At 59.4% G+C, this 24,677-nt stretch carries 27 protein-coding genes; 20 read left to right on the top strand and 7 right to left on the bottom strand.

Features of this window, described 5'->3' with window-relative positions; all coding sequences use genetic code 11:
• The first annotated feature begins 163 nt into the window (after positions 1-163).
• The 9 genes from POR01S_RS01070 (at position 164) to POR01S_RS01030 (ending at position 7,922) form a co-directional block, all read left to right on the top strand.
• The gene (locus POR01S_RS01070) at positions 164-868 is read left to right on the top strand and encodes a hypothetical protein (RefSeq protein ID WP_042133101.1); all 705 of its coding nucleotides are present in this window, start codon (positions 164-166) and stop codon (positions 866-868) included.
• A 12-nt stretch (positions 869-880) separates the two neighbouring features.
• Positions 881-1,633, top strand: a complete 753-nt coding sequence (locus tag POR01S_RS01065; protein ID WP_042133100.1) for a TIGR03759 family integrating conjugative element protein — start codon at positions 881-883, stop codon at positions 1,631-1,633.
• Positions 1,618-2,196 carry a transglycosylase SLT domain-containing protein gene (locus POR01S_RS01060; RefSeq protein ID WP_042133098.1) on the top strand — a complete coding sequence of 193 codons (579 nt, stop codon included), beginning with the start codon at positions 1,618-1,620 and terminating at the stop codon, positions 2,194-2,196. Before POR01S_RS01065 ends, POR01S_RS01060 begins: the two co-directional genes overlap by 16 nt.
• Positions 2,193-2,687 carry an integrating conjugative element protein gene (locus POR01S_RS01055; RefSeq protein ID WP_042133095.1) on the top strand — a complete coding sequence of 165 codons (495 nt, stop codon included), beginning with the start codon at positions 2,193-2,195 and terminating at the stop codon, positions 2,685-2,687. The genes POR01S_RS01060 and POR01S_RS01055 overlap by 4 nt, the downstream gene beginning before the upstream one ends.
• Before the next feature lie 9 nt (positions 2,688-2,696).
• Positions 2,697-2,954: a hypothetical protein gene (locus POR01S_RS01050; protein WP_042133094.1), complete on the top strand. Its 258-nt coding sequence runs from the start codon at positions 2,697-2,699 to the stop codon at positions 2,952-2,954.
• Between the two features lie 2 nt (positions 2,955-2,956).
• Positions 2,957-5,122: a type IV conjugative transfer system coupling protein TraD gene (traD, locus tag POR01S_RS01045; RefSeq protein ID WP_042133092.1), complete on the top strand. Its 2,166-nt coding sequence runs from the start codon at positions 2,957-2,959 to the stop codon at positions 5,120-5,122.
• A complete protein-coding gene (locus tag POR01S_RS01040) occupies positions 5,119-5,601 on the top strand; it encodes a hypothetical protein (protein WP_042133090.1) in 483 nt (160 codons plus the stop codon). The genes traD and POR01S_RS01040 overlap by 4 nt, the downstream gene beginning before the upstream one ends.
• Entirely contained in the window at positions 5,601-6,347 is a 747-nt protein-coding gene (locus POR01S_RS01035; protein ID WP_042133088.1) for a TIGR03747 family integrating conjugative element membrane protein, read from the top strand. The genes POR01S_RS01040 and POR01S_RS01035 overlap by 1 nt, the downstream gene beginning before the upstream one ends.
• A 108-nt stretch (positions 6,348-6,455) precedes the next feature.
• On the top strand, positions 6,456-7,922 hold the full coding sequence (locus POR01S_RS01030) for a UvrD-helicase domain-containing protein (protein ID WP_042133085.1): 1,467 nt from the start codon (positions 6,456-6,458) through the stop codon (positions 7,920-7,922).
• A gap of 972 nt (positions 7,923-8,894) precedes the next feature.
• Here the strand turns inward: POR01S_RS01030 and POR01S_RS01025 are convergent.
• A complete protein-coding gene (locus POR01S_RS01025; protein ID WP_042133083.1) occupies positions 8,895-9,188 on the bottom strand; it encodes a hypothetical protein in 294 nt (97 codons plus the stop codon).
• Between the two features lie 150 nt (positions 9,189-9,338).
• Here POR01S_RS01025 and POR01S_RS01020 point away from each other — a divergent pair, with 150 nt between their 5' ends.
• The 11 genes from POR01S_RS01020 to POR01S_RS00970 all read left to right on the top strand — a co-directional run bounded on the left by POR01S_RS01020 (position 9,339) and on the right by POR01S_RS00970 (position 17,979).
• On the top strand, positions 9,339-9,668 hold the full coding sequence (locus tag POR01S_RS01020) for a DUF4177 domain-containing protein (protein WP_042133082.1): 330 nt from the start codon (positions 9,339-9,341) through the stop codon (positions 9,666-9,668).
• Between the two features lie 106 nt (positions 9,669-9,774).
• Positions 9,775-10,128 carry an integrative conjugative element protein, RAQPRD family gene (locus POR01S_RS01015; protein WP_042133081.1) on the top strand — a complete coding sequence of 118 codons (354 nt, stop codon included), beginning with the start codon at positions 9,775-9,777 and terminating at the stop codon, positions 10,126-10,128.
• A complete protein-coding gene (locus POR01S_RS01010; protein ID WP_042133079.1) occupies positions 10,125-10,364 on the top strand; it encodes a TIGR03758 family integrating conjugative element protein in 240 nt (79 codons plus the stop codon). Before POR01S_RS01015 ends, POR01S_RS01010 begins: the two co-directional genes overlap by 4 nt.
• A gap of 18 nt (positions 10,365-10,382) precedes the next feature.
• On the top strand, positions 10,383-10,748 hold the full coding sequence (locus tag POR01S_RS01005) for a TIGR03745 family integrating conjugative element membrane protein (protein ID WP_042133077.1): 366 nt from the start codon (positions 10,383-10,385) through the stop codon (positions 10,746-10,748).
• A 15-nt stretch (positions 10,749-10,763) separates the two neighbouring features.
• Positions 10,764-11,144 (top strand): TIGR03750 family conjugal transfer protein, encoded by a 381-nt coding sequence (locus tag POR01S_RS01000; RefSeq protein WP_042133075.1) that lies wholly within the window; start codon positions 10,764-10,766, stop codon positions 11,142-11,144.
• Positions 11,141-11,797 carry a PFL_4703 family integrating conjugative element protein gene (locus tag POR01S_RS00995; RefSeq protein WP_042133073.1) on the top strand — a complete coding sequence of 219 codons (657 nt, stop codon included), beginning with the start codon at positions 11,141-11,143 and terminating at the stop codon, positions 11,795-11,797. The genes POR01S_RS01000 and POR01S_RS00995 overlap by 4 nt, the downstream gene beginning before the upstream one ends.
• Entirely contained in the window at positions 11,794-12,699 is a 906-nt protein-coding gene (locus tag POR01S_RS00990) for a TIGR03749 family integrating conjugative element protein (protein WP_042133071.1), read from the top strand. Before POR01S_RS00995 ends, POR01S_RS00990 begins: the two co-directional genes overlap by 4 nt.
• Complete coding sequence (locus tag POR01S_RS00985) at positions 12,683-14,197, top strand: TIGR03752 family integrating conjugative element protein (RefSeq protein WP_042133069.1); 1,515 nt, start codon at positions 12,683-12,685, stop codon at positions 14,195-14,197. The genes POR01S_RS00990 and POR01S_RS00985 overlap by 17 nt, the downstream gene beginning before the upstream one ends.
• Positions 14,175-14,621, top strand: coding sequence for a TIGR03751 family conjugal transfer lipoprotein (locus POR01S_RS00980; RefSeq protein WP_042133067.1), 447 nt, complete (start codon positions 14,175-14,177; stop codon positions 14,619-14,621). Before POR01S_RS00985 ends, POR01S_RS00980 begins: the two co-directional genes overlap by 23 nt.
• Positions 14,622-14,752: 131 nt before the next feature.
• Positions 14,753-17,671 carry a conjugative transfer ATPase gene (locus POR01S_RS00975; RefSeq protein WP_420893606.1) on the top strand — a complete coding sequence of 973 codons (2,919 nt, stop codon included), beginning with the start codon at positions 14,753-14,755 and terminating at the stop codon, positions 17,669-17,671.
• Positions 17,668-17,979 (top strand): hypothetical protein, encoded by a 312-nt coding sequence (locus POR01S_RS00970; RefSeq protein WP_042133063.1) that lies wholly within the window; start codon positions 17,668-17,670, stop codon positions 17,977-17,979. Before POR01S_RS00975 ends, POR01S_RS00970 begins: the two co-directional genes overlap by 4 nt.
• A gap of 154 nt (positions 17,980-18,133) precedes the next feature.
• Here POR01S_RS00970 and POR01S_RS24160 read toward each other — a convergent pair whose 3' ends face one another.
• From POR01S_RS24160 to POR01S_RS23220, 6 genes are all read right to left on the bottom strand, one after another.
• Positions 18,134-18,418 carry a hypothetical protein gene (locus tag POR01S_RS24160; protein ID WP_042133061.1) on the bottom strand — a complete coding sequence of 95 codons (285 nt, stop codon included), beginning with the start codon at positions 18,416-18,418 and terminating at the stop codon, positions 18,134-18,136.
• 543 nt (positions 18,419-18,961) lie between these two features.
• Entirely contained in the window at positions 18,962-19,912 is a 951-nt protein-coding gene (locus POR01S_RS00960) for a PLP-dependent cysteine synthase family protein (protein ID WP_042133058.1), read from the bottom strand.
• Positions 19,913-19,978: 66 nt separating this feature from the next.
• On the bottom strand, positions 19,979-20,872 hold the full coding sequence (locus tag POR01S_RS00955) for a DMT family transporter (RefSeq protein ID WP_042133056.1): 894 nt from the start codon (positions 20,870-20,872) through the stop codon (positions 19,979-19,981).
• A 325-nt stretch (positions 20,873-21,197) separates the two neighbouring features.
• Positions 21,198-22,478, bottom strand: a complete 1,281-nt coding sequence (locus POR01S_RS00950; RefSeq protein WP_042133054.1) for an ATP-grasp domain-containing protein — start codon at positions 22,476-22,478, stop codon at positions 21,198-21,200.
• Positions 22,471-23,403 carry an alpha/beta hydrolase gene (locus POR01S_RS00945; RefSeq protein WP_042133053.1) on the bottom strand — a complete coding sequence of 311 codons (933 nt, stop codon included), beginning with the start codon at positions 23,401-23,403 and terminating at the stop codon, positions 22,471-22,473. Before POR01S_RS00945 ends, POR01S_RS00950 begins: the two co-directional genes overlap by 8 nt.
• A 16-nt stretch (positions 23,404-23,419) precedes the next feature.
• A complete protein-coding gene (locus POR01S_RS23220) occupies positions 23,420-24,655 on the bottom strand; it encodes an MFS transporter (protein WP_042133052.1) in 1,236 nt (411 codons plus the stop codon).
• Positions 24,656-24,677 lie beyond the last annotated feature (22 nt).

The following is a 24,677-nucleotide window of genomic DNA, read 5'->3' as shown; positions in this document are numbered from 1 at the left end:
CCTAAGCGCGCATCATAACCCGCTCGCTCTCAGCACCCGACCAAAGTCCGACCTCTGGGCACTTGAACCCCGAAACCTAACCTCCTGAGACCTGGATAAGGTTTACTGCTGACCCCCTTCTGCGCTTCTGCGACCTTGCACGGCATCCTGTGCGAGGTCCCCTATGAAGCGCCCTTCCCTATCACAAACGCTCGTCGCCACTGGCTTTGCAGCCTTGTCGGGTGCGTGTCTATATCTCTACGTAGAGCTGTCTCACGTCAATCGTGACCTGAACGCGACAGCTGACCAGAACACGGTCCAGGCCATCACCCAGCGTCTGGACAAGATGCAGGACCAGATGGATGGCTTCGCCGGCGGCAAGCCTGTGCAAGACGCCGATTTCCGGGCCAGTCAGCAAGCGCTTTCCCAGCGAATCGACACCGCCCAGGCCATGCTGGTGGAGATCCAGCGTGCCAATCAGACCGCGCTGCAGGGCATGGCCCAGTCCGGCGATCTGGTGGTGCTCGAGGCGAAGATCGAAGGCCTACAGAACGACCTTGGCGACCTGCGCAGAAAAGCAGTGGAGCCAGCCAAGGCACCGCCCCCGCTGATCGTTCCCAAGCAGCGCAGCGCTCCGGCAACCACGCGCAAGCCCGAGCCGCCCAAGCCGGTCGAAACCCCTCCTCCCTTTACCGTCGTGGGCATCGAGTACCGCGGCGGCGAGCGCTTTCTCTCAGTCGCCCCTCCCGGTAGCACCCAGCTCAGCGAGCTCTACCTGGTGCGCCCAGGCGACAACGTCGGCGGTACCCGCTGGCGGCTGGCCAACCTCGACGACCGCCAGGCGCAGTTCAGCGTCGACGGCGCGACCCGTACCCTTTCCGTCAAGTAGTAGAGGCAACCCATGCGTCCACAGCCCCCTTTCCTTGCGGCGAGCCTTGCGATCGCTCTCGTTCTGCTCTCGCCTTCCGCGCCCGCACTCACCGCTGACCTCGTCGCCCCCCACGTCCTCTCGGGCGAATCAGATAGCGCTGAGCGTCAGAGTGCAATCCAGCGTAACGACAGTGCCGTCGCCCAGGAATGGGGTCTGAGTAGCCAGGAATTTCAGCGCTACCGGACCCTGATGCAAGGCAGTCGCGGCGTCTACTCGCCCGGGCTGGATCCACTCACCGCCCTGGGCATCGAAGCTCAGTCCGATGCCGAGCGGCGTCGCTATGCCGAGCTGCAGGTCCGCGCCGAGGCGCAGCGGGTACAGAAGGAGCTAGCCTACGACCAGGCCTACCGCGACGCCTGGAATCGCCTCTACCCGAACCTGCAGCCAGTACAGGCCGGCGGCCAGGCCGCGCCGCAGGCCAGCCCCGCAGTACGCGGTAACGGGCGGCTCGCCGTGTTCGTGACGGACAGCTGCGCGGCCTGTACTGAGCGGGTCCAGGCCCTGCAGAGCGCTGGCCAGGCCTTCGATCTCTATCTGATCGGTAGCCAGAACGACGATGCCAAGATCCGCCGCTGGGCGGTGCTCGCCGGCATTGATCCGGCCAAGGTGCGTACCCGACAGATCACCCTGAACCATGATGCTGGCCGCTGGGTTCAGCTCGGCCTGGGCGGAGAGCTGCCCGCGGCCGTGCGCGAGGTGAACGGACAATGGCTCAGGCAATGATCAGGGCGCTGGGCGCCGTTGTGCTCCTGCAGTCGATCGCGCTCGGCGCAATGGCGGCCGAGACCCCGCCGCCGGCCTATCAGCTGGCTGCCTACCAAGCCGGTATCCCTTCCGAAGTCCTGTACTCGGTTGCCCTGCAGGAAAGTGGTACCCGCCTACGTGGCCAAGGGACGCAGCTGGTGCCCTGGCCCTGGACGCTAAACGTTGCCGGCGCCGGCTATCGCTTCGCCACCCGAGCCGATGCCTGTACCGCGCTGCTGGTCGCGCTCAACACCGCCGGCGCCAAGCGGGTCGACGTTGGCATCGCTCAGGTCAACATGGGCTGGAACGGGCATCGCTTCGGCCGCGGCGTCTCGCCCTGCGAGGCGCTCAACCCCTACAAAAACCTGGAAGTCGCGGCCCGGATGCTCGCTGAGCTGCGTGCACAGGGCGGCGACTGGATCAACGTCGCAGGCCGCTACCACCGCCCTGCCGGCGGCGCACCTGCCGCCAAGTACCGCGAGCTCTTCGCCAAACACCTGAGCCGGGTCACCGGCCTGAACCTCCTGGCCTCGAATCCATGAAGCAGATCCTCTCGCTCATCGCCCTGACCCTGCCACTGGCCGCCCAGGCAGCCAACCTCACCGTGGTCGAAGACCTCGGCGGCGTCTCCGCCCTGCCCTACTACCAGAGCCTGAACCCGGAGCCTGCGCAGGGACAGCGCCAAGCGCCGCTGCCACAGCCTGCCCAGGCCTTGGGCTTCCCCGTGCGATCGCAACAGCTCACCCCCGGCACCGTCCAGGGGCGCGCACTGAACGCACCGGGTCTGCAGCCCTTTTTCCTAATCGGTGATGACGACCTGTCTCGCCAGTGGCTAGCCAGCCGTGGCGAGACTCTGCAGCGCCTCGGCGCCGCTGGCCTGGCGGTCAATGTCGCCAGCGCCCAGCGCCTGGCTGCAATCCGCAGCTGGGCCCCCGGGCTGGCCATTAGCCCTGTAGTCGGCGATGACCTGGCTGCCCGCCTCGGGCTCGACCACTACCCCGTGCTCATCACCCCCACCGCTCTGGAGCAATAGGAGTCTCCCATGCCTAGCCCCGCATCCCCGTATGTAACGCTGGTGATCCGCATGCCCGCCGGAGCCGCTGCTCGTGAAGCGCTCGCAGGCGACCTCGGCGTCTTGATCGACCTCCATGGCGGGGAGATCACGGGACGCTCGCTGGATGATGAGCTGACCCTCTGTGAGCGCTTCGAAGCAGCGCTGCCGCGTGACGAAGCCGAGGCTATCCGCAAAGAGCACGCCGCGGCCCTGCCGCTGCCAGGCGCTGACGAGCTGGAGCACTGACCATGGCCCGCAACCATGCACTGGACACGCTGCTGCGGCCTGCTGTGGAGCTCTACACGGTGCAGGTGTGCCTGGCGATGGCCTTCCTGTGCGTGTTCGCACCTTGGGCTGTCGCCCTGACCCCGCTGTTCGGCCTGGTCACGGCCGTGGCCTTTCTTGGCTTCGGGATCTACCGCTTGCGCCAGGCGCTGCGCGTGTTGCGCTACCGACGCAACATCCGACGCCTGTCGTTTTACAGCATGACCAGCAAGGAGATCCCGGTCAGCAATGAGCGGCTGTTCGTGGGCAAGGGCTTTCGGTGGGAGCAGAAGCACACCCAGCGCCTGGTCGACACCTACCTGCCGCAGTACGCGCCCTATGTCGAGCCGTCGGAATGGACCAACAAGGCGCGGCGACTCGAGGCGCGCCTGGAATTCGCGCCTTTCCCACTCACCCTACTGGCCAAGGCCACCGCCTGGGACAACGCGGCGAACCCGTTCCGCCCCCTGCCTCCGGTGGGCGGCCTCCCGCGGCTGCACGGCATTGAACCTGAGGAGCACGACGTTACCCTGCCGTTGGGCGAGCGGGTGGGTCACTCCATCGTCATGGGCACCACTCGTGTGGGCAAGACGCGCCTGGCCGAGCTCTTCATCACCCAGGACATCCGCCGCAAGCGGCGCGGCCAGCATGAGGTGGTGATCGTCTTCGATCCTAAGGGCGATGCTGACCTCCTTAAGCGCATGTACGTCGAGTGCGAGCGCGCCGGCCGGGCCAACGAGTTCTACGTCTTCCACCTGGGCTGGCCGGACCACTCTGCGCGCTACAACGCTGTGGGCCGCTTTGGCCGGATCTCGGAGGTGGCCACTCGCGTCGCGGGCCAGCTGTCCAGCGAGGGCAATTCGGCAGCGTTCAAGGAATTCGCCTGGCGCTTCGTCAACATCATCGCCCGGGCCCTGGTCGCCCTCGGTCGGCGGCCGGACTACCTGCAGATCCAGCAGCACGTGATCAACATCGAGGGGCTGTTCCTGGAATACGCCCAGAAATACTTCGACGAGCATGATCCCAAGGCCTGGGAAAAGATCATCTTCATCGAGAGCAAGCTCAACGATAAGAACGTCCCCTTCAACATGAAGGGCCGCCCCCTGCGGGTCATCGCCATCGACCAGTACCTGAACCAGACGCGAGTGCTGGATCCGGTTATGGACGGCCTGCGTAGCGCCGTGCGCTACGACAAGACCTACTTCGACAAGATCGTCGCCTCGCTGCTGCCGCTGCTAGAAAAACTCACCACCGGCCGCATGGCGGAGCTGATCGCTCCGGACTACCACGACGTCAACGATCCCCGACCGATCTTCGACTGGATGCAGGTGGTGCGCAAACGCGCCGTGGTCTACGTCGGCCTGGACGCCCTCTCCGACACCGAGGTCGCCGCGGCGGTTGGCAACTCCATGTTCTCAGACCTGGTCTCGGTTGCCGGCCACATCTACAAGTACGGCATCGATGATGGCTTGCCCGGGGAGGCCAGCGGCAAGGTGGCCATCAACCTGCACGCCGACGAGTTCAACGAGCTGATCGGCGATGAGTTCATCCCCATGATCAACAAGGGTGGCGGCGCCGGTCTGCAGGTGACGGCCTACACTCAGACCCTGTCCGACATCGAGGCCAAGATCGGCAACCGCGCCAAGGCCGGGCAGATCATCGGCAACTTCAACAACCTCTTCATGCTGCGGGTCCGCGAGACGGCGACGGCTGAGCTGCTGACCAACCAGTTGCCCAAGGTGCAGGTCTTCACCGCTACGCCAGCAAGCAGCGCGAGCGACGCCGTCAACGGCAAGACCGCCTTCACCTCCAACACCCATGACCAGTTGAGCGCCACCAGCGTGCCCATGCTGGAGCCCGCCCATGTCGTGGGCCTACCCAAGGGCCAGTGCTACGCGCTGATCGAGGGCGGCAACCTGTGGAAGGTGCGGATGCCGCTGCCGGCGGTGGATCCGGATGAAGCGATGCCCAAGGACCTGCAGGAGCTCGCGGAGAAGATGCGCACGGCCTACCAGGTGGGCCAGGCCACCGGCAGTGAGTGGTGGGAGGCTCCAGGCCAGCGCCGGGTCGCAGACGACCTGCCCCTGGACCTGCAGGACGACTTCCGTCAGATGGCCCAAGGCGCCGCTGACGAAGGAGACGCGGCATGACCAGCGATCTCGATCATGCCCGCCTCATCGCCTTGGGCGCCGCCTGGTTGCGCCGGCAGGGCTTTCCCCTCGTCGCCACCGAGCTGCGGTGCTTCGGATCACGCGAGCAGCCCGATGTGCTGGGCTTTCGTAGCAACTGCTCAACGTTGATCGAGGTAAAGACCAGCCGTGCGGACTTCCTGGCCGATCGCAACAAGCCCGAGCGGGCCGCCGGCGGGCTAGGGCTCTACCGCTTCTACCTCTGTCCCGAGGGGCTGCTGCAGGCGGCTGATCTCCCATCGGGTTGGGGCTTGCTGGTGGCCACCGGCCGCCAGGTGGCCGAGGTCGTGCGGCCCCGCGGCAACCTCTGGCCGCCGGCAGGGCGAGCCGGTGGCACTGAGTGGGAAGCCTTCCAGCATCAGTCGGATCTTGCCGCCGAGCGCCAGGCGCTCTTCTCCATCGCCCGGCGCGCCAGCGCCGCTCCTCGAGGACGCCGATAATGGCCGACGTCGCCCAGCGCGCTCAGCAACAGCAGGTCAAGGAGCAGACCTTTATCGGGTCGGTGCTCAGCTTCCCCTTTCACTTCATCGGCGTGATGTTCCTGTCCCTGGGCGGTGCCATCCTGGTTGATTGGCTTTGCCTCTACTTCTTCTGGCCGGAGGCTGGCTGGCACCACGCGAAAGGCATGCTTGATCACGAGCTGGGCTGGCTGTCCCAGGGATTTCTCTCCAGCGTCGTGGTTCAGGAGCCCGGGCACACGGCGACCTGGCTGGTAGGGCTGCTCTACGACTGGCTCTTTGTGAAAACAGGACTGGTTCAGTGGCTGACCGGGATGCAGCAACTGGCGGCTGCCGGCCCGCGGAGCGAGCTCGATGTGCGCTACCTGGCCGCGCAGAGTGTCACGACGGTGCAGACCTATGGCCTATCTGCCCTCTTCACCATCCTGGTGTTCTGCGTGCGCCTGGTGATCCTTATCCTGGCGGTACCGCTCTTCGCCATGGCCGCCTTGGTCGGCTTCATTGATGGCCTGGTGCGACGCGACATCCGCAAGTTCAGCGCCGGCCGGGAGTCGAGCTACTTCTACCACAAGGCCCGCAGCACCATGTTGCCGCTGGCCCTGCTGCCCTGGTCGCTCTACCTCGCCTTGCCGTTCAGCGTGAGCCCGCTCCTGGTGCTGCTGCCGTGTGCAGCGCTGCTGGCCTTGTCGGTGAACCTCACTACCGCTTCGTTCAAGAAATACCTGTAGCCACCGGCGTGCTCCGTGGCCGCAACCTGGCCACAAGGAGCGCCTTCATGCCCATCAATATGCAGGGGTGGTATTGAACCCCTGTCCCAGCCGATCTGGAGATACCCCATGCAGTGGACCTCTGAGCAAGCCCCCGCCATCGCGTCAAACGCGCGCAAGCTGCTGATCCAGGCCTTTGCCGGCACCGGCAAGACCACTACCCTGGTGGGCTACGCCAGCGCCCATGCGGACGTGAAGATGCTCTACCTCTGCTACAACAAGTCGGTGGAGATGGCGGCGAAGAATCGCTTTCCGCGCAACGTAACCTGCAAGACCGCCCACGGCCTCGCCTATGCCGTCTATGGCACCCAGTACCAGCACAAGCAGGCCGGCAATCTGCGCATCACCGAGGTTGCCCGGGTGCTGGACACCCAGGACTGGGAGCTGGCCAGGGACGTGGTCAACACTCTCAACACCTTCATGGCAAGCGCCGACATGGCCCTAGACGGTCGCCACTTCGCCCGCTACGAAGGCCGCGGCCTGACGCCGCTGCAGGAGCGACGGATCACCCAGGTGGTGGGCATGGCCATCAGCGTCTGGAAGCGCATGATCGACCTGCAGGACGCCGGCGTGCAGATCACCCACGACGGCTATCTCAAGCTCTACCAGATGAGTCGCCCGGACCTGTCCAACCGCTTCGGCGCCATCCTGCTCGATGAGGGCCAGGACGTGAACCCGGTAATCGCCGACCTGGTGCAGCGGCAGCGCACCATCCAGGTCATGGTCGGCGATCGCCACCAGCAGCTCTACCGCTTTCGTGGTGCCCAGGATGCCCTCAGCGCGACCTGGATGGCGGACGCCGAGAAGCACTACCTGACCCAGTCTTTCCGCTTCGGCCCGGCGGTGGCCCACGTGGCCAACGTCATCCTGTCGTTCAAGGGCGAGACGGTGAAGCTGCAGGGCCTCGGCCAGCGCACCCTGGTAAAGCGATCGCTTCCTGAGGACCTCGCCCACCGCACCTGGCTGCATCGCACCGTCAGTGGGGTGATCGAGAACGCTCTTCGCCTGGAAAAACAGGGTGGCCACCGCATGTACTGGATTGGCGGGATCGACAGCTATTCGCTGCGCGAGCTCGAGGACCTGTTCCAGTTCAGCCGAGGTCGCAATGACCTGGTGCAGCAGAAAAAGCTCTTGCGCGACTACCGGGACTTCGAGCAGTACCAGGAGATCGCCAAGGCTACTCAGGATCCAGAGATGCAGCGCTCGGTGCGGAGCATCGAGGCCTACTTCGACCTGCCTAAGCGCATCGAACAGCTGCGGCGCTGCGCGGTGGCCAGCGAGCTGGATGCCACCGTCACCCTGACTACAGCGCATAAGGCCAAGGGCCTGGAATGGGACTTCGTAGGGCTCTATGACGACTTCAGCGCGGATCCGTTGGCACCGGAGATCGACCGAGCCAGCCGCGACGATGAGCTGAACCTGCTCTACGTCTCCGTGACCCGAGCCATGCACATCCTGGCGGTGAATTCGTTGGTGATCGACATCATGCAGCGGTACAAGGAGCTGCATGGAAGCCTCGCGCCGACGCCGAAATGAATGCCTAAGCCTACTTATCGAGTGAACAGATTGCGGAATACAGAACGGGTTTCAGCGAGCGTCTAATCCTAAGACAATACCGATTTCATATAAGAAAAAGAATGAGCATCACACGCAGGAATAAGGTGACGGCGATCTGCGAACCGTCATCCTAAATTTGATCAAAAAATAACCAGCGCGAATAAAGTTCATAAAAAGGTCAGACATACAGTGAAATTTAGGTCATCGCCGGAGGCCTTAATCACAGCTTATACAAACTTTATCCACAAGTTGTCTCCATACGAAATCCACTCATAGTGGACGACCTAGCGCTTTATCCACAGATAACTATAGTGCTCGGGACGGCGAAACACCCCTCTGTCAAGACTGTCTTCCCTAACGTGGAGGGCTTAACCTGTCGCCCGAGTTATAGATTTCGGGGGGTGAGCTGTCAGCCCCTGAGGCAGGACGCCATCTTTGCTGACAAGGATCGTTAGAAGAACGAGTGAGCTGCGCGCTTCTCACGGCTTAAACGCAGCCACTCGTGGTTCCAGGCAACACCTAGGCGCTACCGGGGAATTCATTCTATCGCTCTACGTCGACTTCGGGTCAATGTATTGCTGATCATCCGGTAGCTGATCGTAATGCTGTTTGTCTGCTCAAGGAGACCAGACATGCGACACCACTTCAGCAGCCGTCGTCGGCGTAAAATACCTCGCGTCAAATCCGTCTATGTCCGTCGCTATCGCCGCTTTCGTCTTGGTCGTTGGGAAGACGTCCGGTGGCATTTCCGTAGCATGCCGGAGCCGCAGATCCCTCTGCCACTTGAGTGGTAGAAGTGAGTAAAGGGGGGCGCAAGCCCCCCTTTTTTCGCTTTTCGTGACGCTTTGCCTATCGACGATAAAGGAGCTGCAGCAAGCGCTCTTGGATTGGGCGCGTGGTCGGACAGAACGTTGATGAAGCCGATAGGTATGCTCGGCAAGGGAACTAGGATCAACGCTGACTCAGCCTGATACGTTCCCCCACTGCGCCAGCGATATGCCGACGCGGCTTTTGTTTGTGCTTCAGGTATTCAGACCGACACTGACTGAATAGGTCGGCCGCCACCTTGAGCAACTGCTTGCCTTGCGGTGCGGTGACACACCCAAAGTCGAGCAGCGCGAGAATATAGCCTTCGAGCTGACCGTACAGCCTGGCCAGATGCCCTAGCCCCATGACAGCCATCGCATTAGTCAGGTCCCGCCAGCGTTGTCTGGCATCTTCGGGAAGAAACGCAATGTCGGTCATACGACCTCCCGTTATTTGTCTGATGACAGCATAGCCAAGCGGATCGTTCGACGCCCTGATCGTAACCTCATGAGACCTGGATACGGTTTAGCCTGGTGAGGCTACTGTGGACCACAGGACGATGGCCACCCCATCGAACTGGAGCCGTCCATGTCCCCTGCCCGCTTCGAATACCACACTGAATTCTCCCCTCTCACCTACCGCGTCCAAGAGCGCGGCTGGCTCATGTTCAAGCACGAACAGCAGACCGGGACCCCAGACGTCGCTGCTTTCCTGGCCGATCCAGAACGGCAGGCTCGCCTGCAGGCTCTGGGCGCTGACGGTTGGGAATTGGTCAGCGTGCAGCCGGTGCTGGAAGGCCGGGCCCAGATCGGTCAGCAGACCGCCCAGGGCAACCAGGGGTGGGGCGTAGGCTACGCGGTGGCCACCGGCTTTCTGCTGTTTTTCAAGCGCCTCATCATCCCTTCGCAGAGCCAATAATCAAGCGGGTTTGCAACCTATTTGGGTGCAGTAATGGTTTCCCGCTGACCTCCCTGGTGGCCCTCGGCATCCTGTGCGGCATCAACCCGCTGCCTAGGGCCCCGTTGTGAAACTGTCCCCTCCTCCACGCAAGCTCTTCGCCCGCTTCCGTCTCGTCAGTAGCCTAGTCTTCACGCTTGGACTCACGACGGGCGCCGCTCGCGCCGCCGGCACCGCCAGCGAGCAAGCCAACGTCGACGTGATGATCCGCCAGCTCAACGCTGTCGAGGCGGTCGCCAGGCGCAGCGCTGAGCTGCCCAGCGATGGCAGCTCCCGCTATCACCTGGACTACAACCGTCTCGCCGCCGACATCGCCCGGATCCGCCAGGGCCTGCAGGACTACCTGGCTCCAAGCCGTGCCCAGCCTCGCGATGCAGCCGAGCTTTCCGGCCAGTACCAGCGTGAAGGCGCCCAGCCATGAGCATGACCGCCGCGCAGACCGCTGCCTTTCAGGCGGCCAGCGGCCTTACGCCGGCGGCCAGCAACACCTTCTGGCTATCGGTGGCCATGGCCGTCGTCACCCTCTGGTTCGCCTGGCTTTCCATCAGTCTCTACAAGGGCTGGGCGAACCAGAACCTCAAAGCCGCCGCTGCCAAGGGCGCCCTCATTCGCGGGCTGCTCCTCTACTGCGCACTGTCCTGGCTCATTTTGCATTAACCCCTCGAGGAGAAATCTATGCTGTCCCTCAGACACCTGCTCACCCTCGGCGCCCGCGCCGGAACACAAGTCGCCCTGCTAAGCGCCGTCCTGCTACCGGCAATCAGCCAAGCTGCCCTTCCCCAAGCCCAAGCCCCCTCGCGAGGCGAAGGGTCTAACTGGCTGGAAACGCTGAAGAACTACGGTTTCGACATCGTCTCGCTGTTTGCGCTGGCCTTGTGCGCCTTATGCCTGATCGTCGTTGCCGCTCACGGCATTACCGTCTACCACGAGATCCACTTGGGCAAGAAAACCTGGAAAGACCTCGGTGTGACAGTGGGCATCGGTGTCGTACTCATCGGCCTGGTGATCTTCATAGTCACCAAAGCCACCGGCATCATGTAAGGCAGGACGGCGTCGATGGACATCTCCCAAGACCTGCATGAGGACGGCACCCTTCGCTTCCTGCCGAATCGCCTCAACACCCAACCCGTCGTCGTCGGCGGCCTGACCACGGACGAGATGTTCGCCACGGTCGGCATCTGTGCTGCATTTGGATTCGCAATCGGCATCCCGTTTGCGTTTTTCGTCACACCGGCCATGCCGATCTTCGCCGCGCTGGCGTGTGGCGCGCTTGGCCTGGTATCCGCAGGACGGATCCTGCGCCGTTGGAAGCGCGGCCGCCCGGAAACCTGGCTCTGGCGCCAAGTCGAGTGGCGCCTCGCGCATTGGGGGCTGGCGGGTCGCCGCCTGGTCATCCGCAGTGGTGCCTGGACCTGCAAGCGGATGGTGGGGCTATGAGCCGCGCGTGGAAGCTGTCCGAGTCGCAGCGCGCCCATATCACGACCCTGCGCCTTGCCCTGGGCCTGGTCAGCGGCATCGCGATCTGGAACGGCTACGGCTGGTACAGCGCGCCCAAGGATCTGACCGTGCACGTGCCGCCGGACCTGCGATCTGGAAGCACACGTCCCTGGTGGGAGATCCCTCCCGAGTCGGTCTATTCCTACGCCTTCTACATCTTCCAGCAGATGAACAGCTGGCCGTCCGATGGCGAAAAGAACTACAGCGACAACATCACTCGCCTGACGCCTTTCATCACCCCTTCTTGCAAGGCCTATCTGGAAGGAGATGAAGCGCTCAAACGCAACAGTGGCGAGCTGCGCAAGCGAGTGCGCAACGTCGCGGAGATCCCTGGATCAGGGTACGGCGACGATCCGACTCGGCGTGTCCAGGTGCTTGGCAATAGCGAGTGGACGGTCATGCTCGACGTCGTTGCGAACGAGTACCTGGGCGGTGAGAAGGTCAAGACGGCGCTCACGCGCTACCCACTCCATGTCGTCAGATCCGACGTCGATCCCGAGAAGAACCCCTGGGGCATGAAGTGGGACTGCTACAGCGGTCAGCCACAGCGGATCGAGGCCGGCGTCGAAGTCAAAGCTCGAGGTACGCCATGAGATCCCGCTACTCCCTCGCCCTGGTGCTGGGCGGCCTGCTGCTGACCAGCCTTGCCCAGGCCATCGAGATCCGCAAGTGGGAACGTGTCCCCTTGGCCATTCCGCTCGTGGTTGGTCAGGAGCTAATCCTATTCGTTGATGCCAACGTGCGCGTCGGCGTCCCTCCCGCCATCGCTGACAAGCTCAGGGTGCAGAGCACCGGCGGCGCGATCTATCTACGGGCTAAAGACCCGATCGAGCCCAGCCGGCTGCAGCTGCAGAATGCGGCTACCGGCGAGATCATGCTGGTCGACATCGCTGCCACGCCGGCGCAGGAAGGCCAGGCTGCGCTTGAGCCCATCAAGATCGTGCCAGGCGACACCACGCCTACTCGCTACGGTCATGCCGCTGCAGCGGCTCCGAAATCGACGGCCAAGGCCAGCCGCCAGGCCGAAGAAGATGATGACGAGCCGGCCGCGCCGAAGCGCGAAACGCCGATCCCCATTGTGCTCACGCGATACGCCGCCCAGATGCTCTATGCGCCGCTACGCACTGTTGAGCCGGTGGAGGGCGTCGCCCAGGTCAAAGTTGATAAGCGCCTGGACCTGTCGACGCTGCTGCCGGCGCTGCCGGTTGAGGCAAGCCAGCTAGGCGCCTGGCGCCTGGACGATCACTGGGTGACCGCCGTGAAGCTGCGCAACCAGACCGGCCAGCGCCTGGCCTTGGATCCGCGCGAGCTCATGGGCGACTTCGCTACCGCAACCTTCCAGCACCCCTACCTCGGCGCCCGGGGCGATGCCAGCGACACCACGGTGCTCTACCTGGTCACCCGGGATCATGGCCTTGGCCAGTCACTGCTGCCCAGCCTGGGCGCCGCAGATCCTCGCGTCACCGCGGAGGCCCGTCATGCAGCTCAGAAGTAATCCGCTCCTCAAGTATGCGCTGCTCGGGGTTCTGGTCCTAGTGGTCTATGTCGGCGTGACCCTAGTTGGTAAGGGCAAGCCACAAACGCCCGAGCAACCACAATCCGCCCAGCTCACGCCTGAACAGGCCAAGGCGCTGGGGATCGAGGGCGACACGGCCAACGACACCCTGCGCACCATCGTCGTCGAAAGTCGCCAGCTGAAAGAGCAGTTGAACAAGGTCCTGAGGGACAACGAGGAAGCCAAGCGGGAGAACGAAGGCCTCAAGGCTCAGCTGAGCAACATCAACACTTCGGTCGACAGCCGCATCCAGGCGGGCATCAACCAGAGCCTGGAGAACCAGCAGAAGCAGACGCAGGGTCTGTTTGATGGCCTGCAGAAGCAGCTCAACACCCTATCGCAGATGGGCAACCAGACGGGCAGTGGTACCGGCTCCAGCGCCGACATGCCCATCGGACTTGGCATCGCTCCTGGGGAAGGCAATCAGTTCAAGAAAGGTGGCTCGGATCTCGTCTGGATCGAGCCGCAGGATGGCACCGCAGTCGACGCCAATGGCAAGCCCCTTGCTGCCGGCAGCGGTCAGGCCGCCAGCGGTTTCGCCTTTCCGACTGCCTTCGGCGCCGCCGGCCAGAAGACCTTGGACGCTGCCTCAGGTGGCGCTCAGCGCGCAGCTGATGGCATGGCGGGCGATGAGCCATCCCGCAAGAAGGTCCGCAAGGTCTACACCCTGCCGCAGAACTCGACGCTGATGGGTTCGGTGTCCATGACCGCCCTGGTGGGCCGCGTGCCGGTTGACGGTACAGTCAACGACCCTTACCCCTTCAAGATCCTGATCGGCCCCGACAACCTGACCGCCAACGGCATCGACCTGCCCGATGTCGCCGGTGCCGTGGTGAGCGGGACCGCCTCGGGTGACTGGACGCTGTCCTGCGTGCGCGGCCAGATCCGCAGCATGACCTTCGTCTTCACCGACGGCACCGTGCGCACCCTGCCGGCACCGCAGGAGAACGGCGGTCAGCAGAACAACGGCCAGAACAACCAGAACGCCTCCACCAATGGCCAGCCCGCAGCTGTCCAGGGTGGCATGGGCTGGATCAGCGATCCGTACGGCATCCCCTGCATCGCCGGCGAGCGCCGTAGCAACGCCTCCCAATACATCGGCTCCCAGGCGCTCATCACCGCTGCCGGCGCCGGCGCCGCTTCGCTCATCAAGAACGACGGCACCAGCTCCAGCTACGTCCAGACCCCGAACGGCACCATTGGCACGACCGGCATGTCCGGCAACGAGGCCATGGGCAAGATCCTGAACCAGGGCGTCAGCGACATCTCGACCTGGGTGAACAAGCTCTACGGCCAGGCCTTTGCCGCCGTCTACGTGCAGCCCGGGGCGAAGGTGGCCATCCACCTCGACCAGGAACTGGCCATCGACTACGAACTCAAGGGCCGCAAGGTCGACTATCGGACAGGAGCTCGCCATGCCTCGGCTGCCCTCGATTAATCGCACACGACTCCAGATAGCGGCTGTACTGGCTTTGTCCCTGCTGACCAGCGGCTGCGCGGTCGACAAGGAGAAGATGCTGCCCCATGGCGACCAGACCATGATGGACGTCTGGAACGCCGGTACCACCGGTTCGGCCGGCAGCAGCCAGGGGCGCCAACTCGTCGATGCCCGGGCAGAGCTACGCCGTCCTGTGGACACGGCCCAGGCTCGGCCGCTGGCTGACAACGCAGGCTATTCGCGCACCGCGCAGAACGAGATCTATAGCCAATTCAAGCGCCTGCCCAATCCGGACCTGGTCATGTACGTCTTCCCGCACCTAGCCGGCTCCGACCCGGCACCCATCCCCGGCTATACCACCGTTTTCCCGCTCTACCAGCGTGTGCAGTACGCCATGCCCGGTGAGCGGGTGGAGAACTACTGATGGGCATTTTCGAACGCCTGCGTGGCCGCAAGGCGGCTAACACTGTTGCAGCCGAACCCAGAGTGGAATCGGATCAGATGGATGATCCGGGTTCAGAGCTGCATGTGCCAGAACCTGAGTCGGTCCTTTCGATGCCCGCTACAGAGGGTCCTCACCCTGAATCCATCCGTGCCACCCGCGCCCTCGAGGTCGACGAGGAAGCCGCCTACCAGCGCTACCTGGATCGCCTGAGAGCACACGGTATCCCTGAGCCAGGTGCCTGGATGACCGGCAAGGAAAAACCGGCGACCGTGGCAGATGTGGCCAGGCTCTACGACGTCAATCCCAGCTTCACCAACCTGCTGCCTTGGGTCGAATACCTGCCCGAGCACCAGGCCATGCTGCTGGAAGACGGCAAGTCCCTGGCCGCCTTTTTCGACCTGGTGCCGATCGGCACCGAGGGCCGCGAGGCCAATTGGCTTCGCCAGGCCCGCGACGCCCTGGAGAACGCCCTGCAGGATGCTTTCGATGAGCTGGAGCAGAGTCCCTGGGTCATCCAGCTCTATGCCCGCGACGAGACCCAGTTCGACGGCTATCTCACGGGGCTGGCCAACTACATCCAGCCGCGCGCCCGCGGCTCCGAATTCACCAAGCTCTATCAGAGTCTGATGAAGCACCACCTGCATGCCATCGCTAAGCCTGGCGGTCTATTCAATGACACGGCCGTATCCCACCTGCCCTGGCGTGGTCAGCATCGGCGCGTCCGGATGGTCGTTTCCCGCCGGAGCATCGGCGACGGTCTGGTCAGGGGGCAGGCGCCCGCTGCCTACCTGGCGAACATTTGCAGCCGGCTGACCGGCGCGCTGCGTAATGCCGGCGTGACGGCTCACCGGATGGACGAGCGCGCCATTCGCTACTGGCTCCTGCAGTGGTTCAATCCATGCCCGGATCACCTGGGCACCTCGGCCAAGGACCAGCAGCGGTTCTTCGAGGTGGTCAACAGCGCCTTCGACCAGGACGAGTTGCTAGCCGAAGGCACCCTTCCCTTCCTGGCCAGTGGGACCGATTTCTCCCAGTGCCTGATGTACCGTGAGCCTCGCTCGGATGCCCAGAAGGGCCTGTGGTTCTTCGATGGCCAACCTCATCGTGTGGTGATGCTGGATCGGCTGCGCACCGCGCCGAGGACCGGTCACATGACCGGCGAGCGCAACTTTGGTGATGCCCTGCACGCCCTATTCGACGAGATGCCCGAGGACACCGTGCTGGCCATCACCCTGGTGGCCACGCCCCAGGACACGCTCGAAGCCCATCTCAACAACCTGCACAAGAAGGCTGTCGGCGACAACCAAGCCTCTGCCCTCACCCGGGAGGCCATCAAGGACGCCCGTCAGCTGATCGGGCGCAAGCACAAGCTCTACCAGGGCAGCGTGGCCTTCTATGTCCGGGGTAAGGACGAGCAGGAGCTGGAGCAGCGCTGCAACGACCTCACCAACACCCTGACCAGCGCCGGCATCGAGCCTGTGCGGCCTGAGGATGAGGTGGCTGCACTGAACAGCTACCTGCGCTGGCTGCCCGGCAACTTTGACCCCAACCAGCCACGAGCGCTGCAGTGGTACACCCAGCTTATGCTGGTTCAGCATGTCGCCAACCTGACGCCCATCTGGGGCCGCTCAACCGGAACGGGGCATCCGGGCATCACTCAATTCAACCGCGGTGGCAGTCCGCTGACCTTCGATCCGCTCAGCAAGCTCGATCGGCAGATGAATGCACACGGCTTCGTCTTCGGTCCTACCGGTGCTGGCAAATCGGCGACCCTCAACAACCTCTTGATCCAGTGGCTGGCCATCTACCGGCCGCGCATCTTCGTGGCCGAAGCCGGTAACAGCTTCGGGCTACTGGCGGATTTTGCCCAGCGCCTCGGCCTGACCGTCCATAAGGTCCGTCTTGTCCCCGGCGCTGGCGTCAGCCTGGCGCCCTTCGCCGACGCCATCCGCCTGGCTGAGGATCCGGCTCACGTGGCCGTGCTCGATGCCGAGGACCTCGACGCCTCAGACAAAGCCAGCAGTCCGAAGCCCGACCTGGAGGACGATCAACGCGACGTGCTCGGCGAGATGGAGATCGTGGCTCGCCTGATGATCACCGGCGGCGAAGAGAAAGAAGACGCGCGCATGACACGCGCCGACCGCGCTGCCATCCGGCACGCCATCATCAATGCCGCCAAGGCCTGCTCCAAGGCAGAGAAGACGGTCCTCACCCAAGATGTGCGCGACGCACTGAGCGAAGCTTCACGTGACGAACGCCTGCCAGCGCCACGACGGGAGCGCCTGCAGGAGATGGCCGAAGCCATGGAGATGTTCTGCATGGGCGCCGACGGCGAGATGTTCAACCGCCCCGGCACGCCCTGGCCAGAGGCTGACCTGACTGTGGTGGACTTCGCCACCTACGCTCGAGAGGGCTATCAGGCGCAGCTCGGCATCGCCTACATCTCGCTGCTGAACTCGATCAACAACATCGCTGAGCGTGACCAGTACAAGGGCCGGCCGCTGATCAAGCTGACCGACGAAGGCCACATCATCACCAAGCACCCGCTGCTGCTGCCCTATGCGATGAAGATCACCAAGATGTGGCGAAAGCTCGGCGCCTGGTTCTGGCTGGCGACCCAGAACATCGATGACATCCCGATTTCCGGCGCGCCGATGCTCAACATGATCGAGTGGTGGATCTGCCTGAACATGCCGCCGGATGAAGTCGAGAAGATCTCCAAATTCCGCAATCTGAGTACCGCTCAGAAGGAGCTGATGCTGTCGGCGCGCAAGCAGAGCGGCGCCTATACCGAAGGCGTGGTGCTCTCCAAGTCCATGGAGACGCTCTTCCGCGCGGTACCACCCAGTCTCTATCTAGCCCTGGCTATGACGGAGCCTGAGGAGAAGGCGGAGCGCGCCCAGCTGATGGAAGAGCTCGGCACCGACGAGCTGGGCGCCGCGCTGGCCGTCGCCGCCCGTTTGGACCGGCTACGAGGGATCGAACCCTACCCCTTCAAGCTGCCATCGGCTCGAGGAGCTCGACGATGAGAGTGATGGACCAATTTACCCAGGACCTTATCGACAGCCTGACCGGCTTGCTTCGGCAGCCACATCTGCCGGAGACGCTCGACGTCCTGCAGATCTGTGCGCCGGTCTTGATCAGCAACCTGCAGGCGGTGAAATCACGCGCGGTGGATCGCCGCGAGATAGAGGTCCAGCTCGACACGGCGCTCAAGGACTGGTTGGCCAAGCATCCGCAGCCGGATGAAGCCCAGCATGCGCTGATCGAGGCCCTGCACAGGGATGTACTGGGCCGGCAGCCGGATCAACCTCCTGCTAAAGAGGCATCGGCATGATTAGGGGTGCGCTTTCACGGCAACCGGCAGCAACGGCACCCATGTTGCTGGCCGTGTTGCTGTATGCCCTTTGGACCCTATTTGGATGGCTTGCAGCAGTAGAGCCACGAGTTACTCCCGAGCAACGTTCATCTACGGAAGTACCAGCACACGCTTAACTCTCGCGGAGTACGGCGACCCGGAATGCCCTTACTGCAAGGAAACCTACACGCAGGTCAAGCAGCTGATTGATCGGCAGAAACCGGCGAACTGGCAGTGGCATCACCTGCCGCTGCTCATGCACGGCAAAGAAGCGCAGCAGGCACGCCTGGTCACGTATGCGGGATGGATGGGCGGCAATCAGGCGTTCTGACAGGCGATCGAATCCGTCTACCAGCACAGCCGTGGAAACGGCGTCGGCCTGGTAGTTCCGATCGAACAACTCGGCCTGCAACTTCATTTATCGCTGCCGCACCTACAGACGTGCAATCAGGGCAACACGACAGTGCGCCCGGTAGTTGCTGAGCAGACCGCAACCGCTGTGCAGAAGAGGACCAATGCCACAACACTCTTCGAGCACCGAGACAACCGATCTGACCGCACGATCCTGCTTCTAGCTCTCCTGGAGGACGCCGGCATGCTATCGGCCATGGACTGGCCGGCAAGTTAAGAATATCCGAATGCGCAGCAACTTCAATCGCATCCCCCTTGGACGGCAAACTTGTCCGGTCAAATGCTGAGGCGGCTCAACAGCCGCCGCCCCCAACTGCAGCGGAAAAACAATGCGCAAATTACGCGTAGCAATATACCCAAAGGCATCAACTACCGCGGTTCGCCTCAAAACAGTCGCCTCAATCATCCCCACTGTTTAACTGGGACTGCTTTAAATCACTAAATTACCAGTTGAAAAATGCATATAGCACCTACCTGCACTATAGAAACACTCGCTCTCGAAACCCGGTAGCAAATGTAGGCATCCACAAAAATGCGTTGGACGCAAATACTAACAACTAAACCGATACAGTGGCGTACTCAGATACTTAAAGCCCGAGTCGCATAGAATGGTCACAACAATAACGTCTGGCGGCAGAGTCTGAGCAAGCTGGAGAGCTGCACAAACGTTAGCACCAGAAGAAGGACCAGCAAATATCGCCTCGGTGCGTGCAAGCTCCCTTGACATAGCAAACGCTTCAGAAGTGGAAATGCTGAAAATTTTCTGCGCTAAGCTTTGGTCCCAATGATGGACAAGATAACCCGCACCAATGCCTTCAATCGAATGCCCCCCTCCATTCCCGCCTGATAAGACCGGAGACTCTTTAGGCTCAACCGCGCCGATGACGACATCGGGATTATATTTGACCAGCTCCTTGGAAACACCTCGAAGAGACCCACAGGTACCAACGCCGTGGACGAAAGCGCCAATTTTACCGTCAGTCTGCTCCAAAATTTCTTGCCCTAACCTTTGATAGCCCACAAGCATGTCGTGATTGTTCATCTGATCGGTCCAGTAAACACCGGACTCCTGACTGAGCGCCCGAGTATGCTCAATCATCTCAGTAAATAGCTCTTTGGTAATTCCACCTCCATTACTATCAATGAGAACCAACTCTGCCCCAAGAGCTCTCATGTGATTTAGTTTCTCCGCACTAAATGCGTCGGAAGTAACAATCCGCAAAGGGTAACCCTTCAGCGAACATATCTGAGCGAGAGATGTGCCGGTACTGCCGGAGCTGTACTCTACAACCTTATCCCCAACCTTCAACGCCCCCCTCTTTTCCGCCTCCTCAATCATAGCAAGAGCCATACGATCCTTCATACTTCCGGTAGGATTGGCAAGCTCTAACTTAGCGAATATTCGCGCACCAGTCCTGGGAACTATTTTATTGCTCAATTCAACAAGGGGAGTATTACCAACACAACCTAGGATACCCGAGCGATCACGAAAACTATTCATGCTGCCTCCAAAGAACAGAGCACTAAAGAAAGGATATAGCACCAAGAAAATTTCAACTCAAAACTATCAGCTATTGTTTTCCTGCGCTGGCATGACGACGAGAACAACCGCGAGCAATACGACAGCCGACCCGATAATAAATCCACGATTTATCGTCTCACCAAGAACAAGATACGCCCACAACACACCAAAAGGCGGTATCAAAAACGTCACCGTAAGGGACCTGAGAGGACCGATGTCAGCTATCAAACGAAAATACAGAATGTACGCGAAAGACGTACACAAAAGCCCGACGGCCAAAATACACCCCCAGACATCTAGGCGATACCAATCAACAGAACTATCCGTTGCTATGGACCAAACAAACAACGGCAATAAGAATATCGTCGCGCCGACTTGACTACCAAACGCGACCAACTTGGCATCGAGTCCCCCGCGGTTAGTGATCCACCGCCGAGTGAGAAAACCGGCAAACCCATAACAAAAGGTAGCGATAAGGCAGGCTAGGATACCTACCGCAACACCACTGCCAACTTCGCTACTGCCATTGGCGGTGATAATAGCGATACCAATAATTCCCAGAAATACACCGCACCACCGCCTGTATGGAAGCTTCTCACCGAATACCAATGCACCAATGATTGCCCCCATGAGGGGCGTAGTAGCATTGAGAGTAGACGAATAGCCAGCGGGGATATACTTTGCCGCAACGCAATACATGAAAAAAGGGATCCCCGAATTAACCACACCAAGCAACAGACTAGCTTTGCCTTTACCCGAAAAATTGAAATTACTTCGAAAAAAAAACAAAATTAAAAAAAGACCGATTGCACCGAAAAAAACCCGCAAAAATGCAGTATTGAATGAACCAAATACAGGGGCGGCGATACGCATAAAAAGAAAGCTGCCGCCCCACAGAGCTGCTAGCAAAAACAACCTGCCGACATCCGACGCTCGCACGATCACCTCCAGAATGCGTTAAAAAAGGAATGCCAAAAAGCCAACAAATCCCAAAGGTCGCTTTGCTAACCAAACGGCCATTAGTTGGTAGAATAGCTAAAGGGGAAGCCTTGCGATCTCGGTTTCTTGCTATTGAAATAAAAAACTAAACAAGAAGTACCAAAGCAGGCATTTAAACAATAAGATCAGGCAATCTCAATGCAAATGATCGGAATACCATAGTCTATTTAGTTCGATACCCAAGCAATGGTCGCGCGAAGAATTAACGCGTGGATGTATAGGCACTCAGCAGACCGGTATTAATATGACAACAAATGCAAAATAGTTAATTAACGAACGTAGAAGAGGCCGGTTGAAACACCAGTGATTCAACGTGCCTTACATGCAACGCGTCCGACTCAAGTTGGACCAAGCATTTATTTTTCAATACGACAAAACCTATTGCTAGCGTGCCGAACAAATCGACCGTAGCAGGCACAAAATCACCATCCGCAACGCGGATTACTGCCTCAGAAAAACTTGGCAATTGGGCGAGACTCTTGAGCCGATCAACGCCAACTACAACTGACGCCCGCTCCGCCCGAAAAAATACCACCGACATGTTCTCGATAAGTCGATAGCAAGAGGGAGGAAGAACCCGATTGACAAAGTAACGGACAGTTCTATGAATCGTACTATCGCCGGTTGCAGAATAGCAAAGACGAGGATGGCCTCCCCCGTGGGGTCTAGCTGCCAATTCGATAAGGCGCGGCCCATTAGCAGTATGCATGATCTCAATATGAGCGCTACCCCAACTAATTCCGACCGCGGATAGTACAGTCATGGCATAATTGGAAAGCACCTCGACAATGGGCGCTTCTGGGTCTAGCCAATCTAGCCTCTCATAGATCGCCATGCCGTTTATATTGGATAATTTACCGTACCGGCATACGCTACATACTGTATGCACACCATCATAACTGAAGGTATCGACCACATATTCAACACCAGAGAGATACTCTTGAACAAGCACCTTATCATTTAGAATACCTAACCGGTTTTTCTTATTTAGCAAGTTATTAAAAGCAAATTCGAGACCATCGAGGCCATGGACCTTTACCACGCCGTCAGTACTGGCGCTTTTAGGTGGCTTCACAACAAGAAAGGTATCGGACAAGTTATTGTCCAATGCCCACGACTGAACCTCGAGGAAGTCGCTACTACAAATCTGTTTCATCACAGGAGCGCCGGAACGCATGACGGCTTGCGCCATTAACCACTTATCGCGGCGCGCAATCGCGAGCGAAGGGTCGTTGAAAAATCTAGGCGGAAGTAAAGGCGCAATCTTGTCTGCTAGCTCTACTCCGGATTCGCAACCGGCACAAATATATATTGGATGAAAAATATTCAACGAATATGCTAAATCAGCGATCGACATGTCAGAAGCGACAAAAATTTCATCGAAATCGTCAGGTTTGAATGAGCTTGCGTACACTTCAGGAGGTTCAGGCGCAGTCATCACTGCTATTAATTTGCATGAGAATTTTTTAAACTCAGCCGCGTATAAATTTCCAGAAGAATATGGATCAACAATGACAACATACTTGTTTTCATAAGGATTAGACATCGGCGTTCACCATGCGTCGAATTTTATAACAAAAACGAATCCATGCATTTTGCACGGCGGGACTTAAAGAACGAGCTCTCACAGCGGCATGAACCAACCCGGGTTCAATCACCAGTTCGGCATCAATGCCGTTCTCCCGCAGTAATCGAGCGTATTCGACCGCATCGATGACAAGAGAGTCCATTTCTGCGCCCATAATATAAGCTTCTGGAAGTTCAGAAAAATTACCGGAGACAAGTGGCGAGACGTGCGGGGATGACACGGCGTGGATGTCTGGGGAGTAACAGGCGGTATAAAACTCCATCTCTCCCCCAGTTAAGAGGGGAACGTCTTCCCCTCCCTTCCTCCAGCGGGTAAAGTCTAGAACAGGACTGATAAGCGCTTGGCCAGTGATCTTCGGCCCGCGCCTATCACGGCACATCATCGCTAGTACAACCGCCATATTGCCACCCGAACTATCGCCAGCTACTACCACTCTGCTCAGATCTAAATTTAACTCGGCGGAAGCACCTTCAATATATGTCAAAATATTATAGCAGTCTTCCAAAGCGGCAGGAAAAGGGTGCTCCGGCGCAAGTCTAAAGTCGGCGGCAATTACTGTGGCGTTAGAATAAAGCGCCATTTCCGCAGCAACAGAATGGTGAGAGTCGAGAGAACCCATCACATACCCGCCTCCTCGGATATAGAAGACAAGCCCCAGCGGAGTACCTCCGACTGGGCGATAAATACGAAACTTTACCGCGCGGCCATTTTGCGACTTAGATATATCCTCCCAGGAAATCTCAGCAGGAATCTTATAGGGAAATTCGCTCAGAAGATCCGAATATAGCTTTCGCTGCATTGCTATAGGCAGCTGGTAAGAATTTGGCGGCATGACCCGGTTGCAACGGTCTATAAACTCTTCTATTCCTTCCGCAAAAGCCATATTAACCTCCGTTAGCTTACTGGTTAAATTCTAAATTCTCGAACGCACATTTACGCAGCAAAGGAATTAAGCATAAAATAGTCCCAATCCCGCCCGCCCATAAGATCCATTCAACGCCGAAGAACTTTACGACCGCGGAAGCAACTACGCTTCCGATAGCAATCCCCCCCCAAATTAAAAATTTTTGAATGGAATTAACACGGCCAAGCAAATTTGCAGGAGTAACCAGCTGTCGTGCGGTCAAAGCGGCAGGACCGAAAACCCCCTCACCCAACCCGTGCATAACGCTCGCAACCAGCATTATTGGTACAGACCCAAGCGAGCCACCCAAAGCTAGGGCGCACAGGCCAAACACCGAAAGCGTCGCCGAGAAGATAAGCGTCCGTCCGGTGCCTAAGCTATTAAGTATGTAAGGCGAAAGGATGTTCGCGATTGGAAATCCAAATGCTGCGGCACCTACCAGTAGCCCAATTGAAAATGGGTCCATGCCTAGTATCTCTTTGCAATATAACAAAAGCCCCACATTCGTACAGGTTAAAAAAACCACATATAAAGTTCCGCACAAAAATATTGGTTCTAAAACAGAATGGTGTCTAACAAACGCTACGCCGTCGCGAATTTGATCCGGAATATCCCTATAGCCTCGCCAGTTGAATAACGGCCTTCTAATTGGCTCCACAACACTCATTAAATAAATCGATGACGCAGAAATTATAAATGAAACCATATTTGCAACCGGCAAAGAAAAAATACCAAAAAAATTAATTAAAAGCCCCGCGCTAGCAGGCCCAGCGGACCTGGCCAACGATTCAGAAAAAAACAACTTCGAATTCATCGATTGAAGTTCCGACTTAGTACATCCGAGCTCAGGAAGAATTGAATTGTAAGCTATTTGAAAGAAAACGTTAGTTAGGCCCTGCAACGCGCAAACAAAAGCCATCGAGCTGTAACTTAGCGCCTCTATAATTACAAGATATAACAAGAACAAGCATATAACAACCTGAGAAATTTCGGCGTAGAGCATAACCCTCCGTTTTGGCCACCAGTCGACTATTGCGCCGGCCGGCAGACCGAACAATAAAAACGGAAGATAGATAAAGAATGGCAACAACGCAGCTTGAGCGGCATTAAGATTAGCAACAGAGAGCCCTAAAAAAGGCATCCCAACAACCATTATGTGATCGCCGACAAAACTAAAGGACTGACCAATCCATAGCAGATTGAAGTTTTTTATCTTACTTGCATTCGCCATGGGTTGTAGCTCACTTGCCAAT

The organism is Pseudomonas oryzihabitans NBRC 102199, assembly GCF_000730625.1.
Lineage (GTDB): Bacteria > Pseudomonadota > Gammaproteobacteria > Pseudomonadales > Pseudomonadaceae > Chryseomonas > Chryseomonas oryzihabitans.
Note: the sequence above shows the minus strand (reverse complement) of the source record. Positions and strands in the feature narration are given on the sequence as shown.

Bases quoted from the DNA above. Each gene is read 5' to 3' on its own strand.
- POR01S_RS00980 (WP_042133067.1), top strand. From the start codon at position 14,175: ATGCCTCGGCTGCCCTCGATTAATCGCACACGACTCCAGATAGCGGCT.
- POR01S_RS01060 (WP_042133098.1), top strand. From the start codon at position 1,618: ATGGCTCAGGCAATGATCAGGGCGCTGGGCGCCGTTGTGCTCCTGCAG.
- POR01S_RS00960 (WP_042133058.1), bottom strand. From the start codon at position 19,912: ATGAATAGTTTTCGTGATCGCTCGGGTATCCTAGGTTGTGTTGGTAAT.
- POR01S_RS00995 (WP_042133073.1), top strand. From the start codon at position 11,141: ATGAGCCGCGCGTGGAAGCTGTCCGAGTCGCAGCGCGCCCATATCACG.
- POR01S_RS00985 (WP_042133069.1), top strand. From the start codon at position 12,683: ATGCAGCTCAGAAGTAATCCGCTCCTCAAGTATGCGCTGCTCGGGGTT.
- POR01S_RS01035 (WP_042133088.1), top strand. From the start codon at position 5,601: ATGGCCGACGTCGCCCAGCGCGCTCAGCAACAGCAGGTCAAGGAGCAG.
- POR01S_RS01000 (WP_042133075.1), top strand. From the start codon at position 10,764: ATGGACATCTCCCAAGACCTGCATGAGGACGGCACCCTTCGCTTCCTG.
- POR01S_RS00945 (WP_042133053.1), bottom strand. From the start codon at position 23,403: ATGGCTTTTGCGGAAGGAATAGAAGAGTTTATAGACCGTTGCAACCGG.
- POR01S_RS24160 (WP_042133061.1), bottom strand. From the start codon at position 18,418: ATGAAGTTGCAGGCCGAGTTGTTCGATCGGAACTACCAGGCCGACGCC.
- POR01S_RS01055 (WP_042133095.1), top strand. From the start codon at position 2,193: ATGAAGCAGATCCTCTCGCTCATCGCCCTGACCCTGCCACTGGCCGCC.
- POR01S_RS01050 (WP_042133094.1), top strand. From the start codon at position 2,697: ATGCCTAGCCCCGCATCCCCGTATGTAACGCTGGTGATCCGCATGCCC.
- POR01S_RS01005 (WP_042133077.1), top strand. From the start codon at position 10,383: ATGCTGTCCCTCAGACACCTGCTCACCCTCGGCGCCCGCGCCGGAACA.
- POR01S_RS01040 (WP_042133090.1), top strand. From the start codon at position 5,119: ATGACCAGCGATCTCGATCATGCCCGCCTCATCGCCTTGGGCGCCGCC.
- POR01S_RS01025 (WP_042133083.1), bottom strand. From the start codon at position 9,188: ATGACCGACATTGCGTTTCTTCCCGAAGATGCCAGACAACGCTGGCGG.
- POR01S_RS01070 (WP_042133101.1), top strand. From the start codon at position 164: ATGAAGCGCCCTTCCCTATCACAAACGCTCGTCGCCACTGGCTTTGCA.
- POR01S_RS00990 (WP_042133071.1), top strand. From the start codon at position 11,794: ATGAGATCCCGCTACTCCCTCGCCCTGGTGCTGGGCGGCCTGCTGCTG.
- traD (WP_042133092.1), top strand. From the start codon at position 2,957: ATGGCCCGCAACCATGCACTGGACACGCTGCTGCGGCCTGCTGTGGAG.
- POR01S_RS01010 (WP_042133079.1), top strand. From the start codon at position 10,125: ATGAGCATGACCGCCGCGCAGACCGCTGCCTTTCAGGCGGCCAGCGGC.
- POR01S_RS23220 (WP_042133052.1), bottom strand. From the start codon at position 24,655: ATGGCGAATGCAAGTAAGATAAAAAACTTCAATCTGCTATGGATTGGT.
- POR01S_RS00950 (WP_042133054.1), bottom strand. From the start codon at position 22,478: ATGTCTAATCCTTATGAAAACAAGTATGTTGTCATTGTTGATCCATAT.
- POR01S_RS01030 (WP_042133085.1), top strand. From the start codon at position 6,456: ATGCAGTGGACCTCTGAGCAAGCCCCCGCCATCGCGTCAAACGCGCGC.
- POR01S_RS01020 (WP_042133082.1), top strand. From the start codon at position 9,339: ATGTCCCCTGCCCGCTTCGAATACCACACTGAATTCTCCCCTCTCACC.
- POR01S_RS01065 (WP_042133100.1), top strand. From the start codon at position 881: ATGCGTCCACAGCCCCCTTTCCTTGCGGCGAGCCTTGCGATCGCTCTC.
- POR01S_RS00970 (WP_042133063.1), top strand. From the start codon at position 17,668: ATGAGAGTGATGGACCAATTTACCCAGGACCTTATCGACAGCCTGACC.
- POR01S_RS00975 (WP_420893606.1), top strand. From the start codon at position 14,753: ATGCCCGCTACAGAGGGTCCTCACCCTGAATCCATCCGTGCCACCCGC.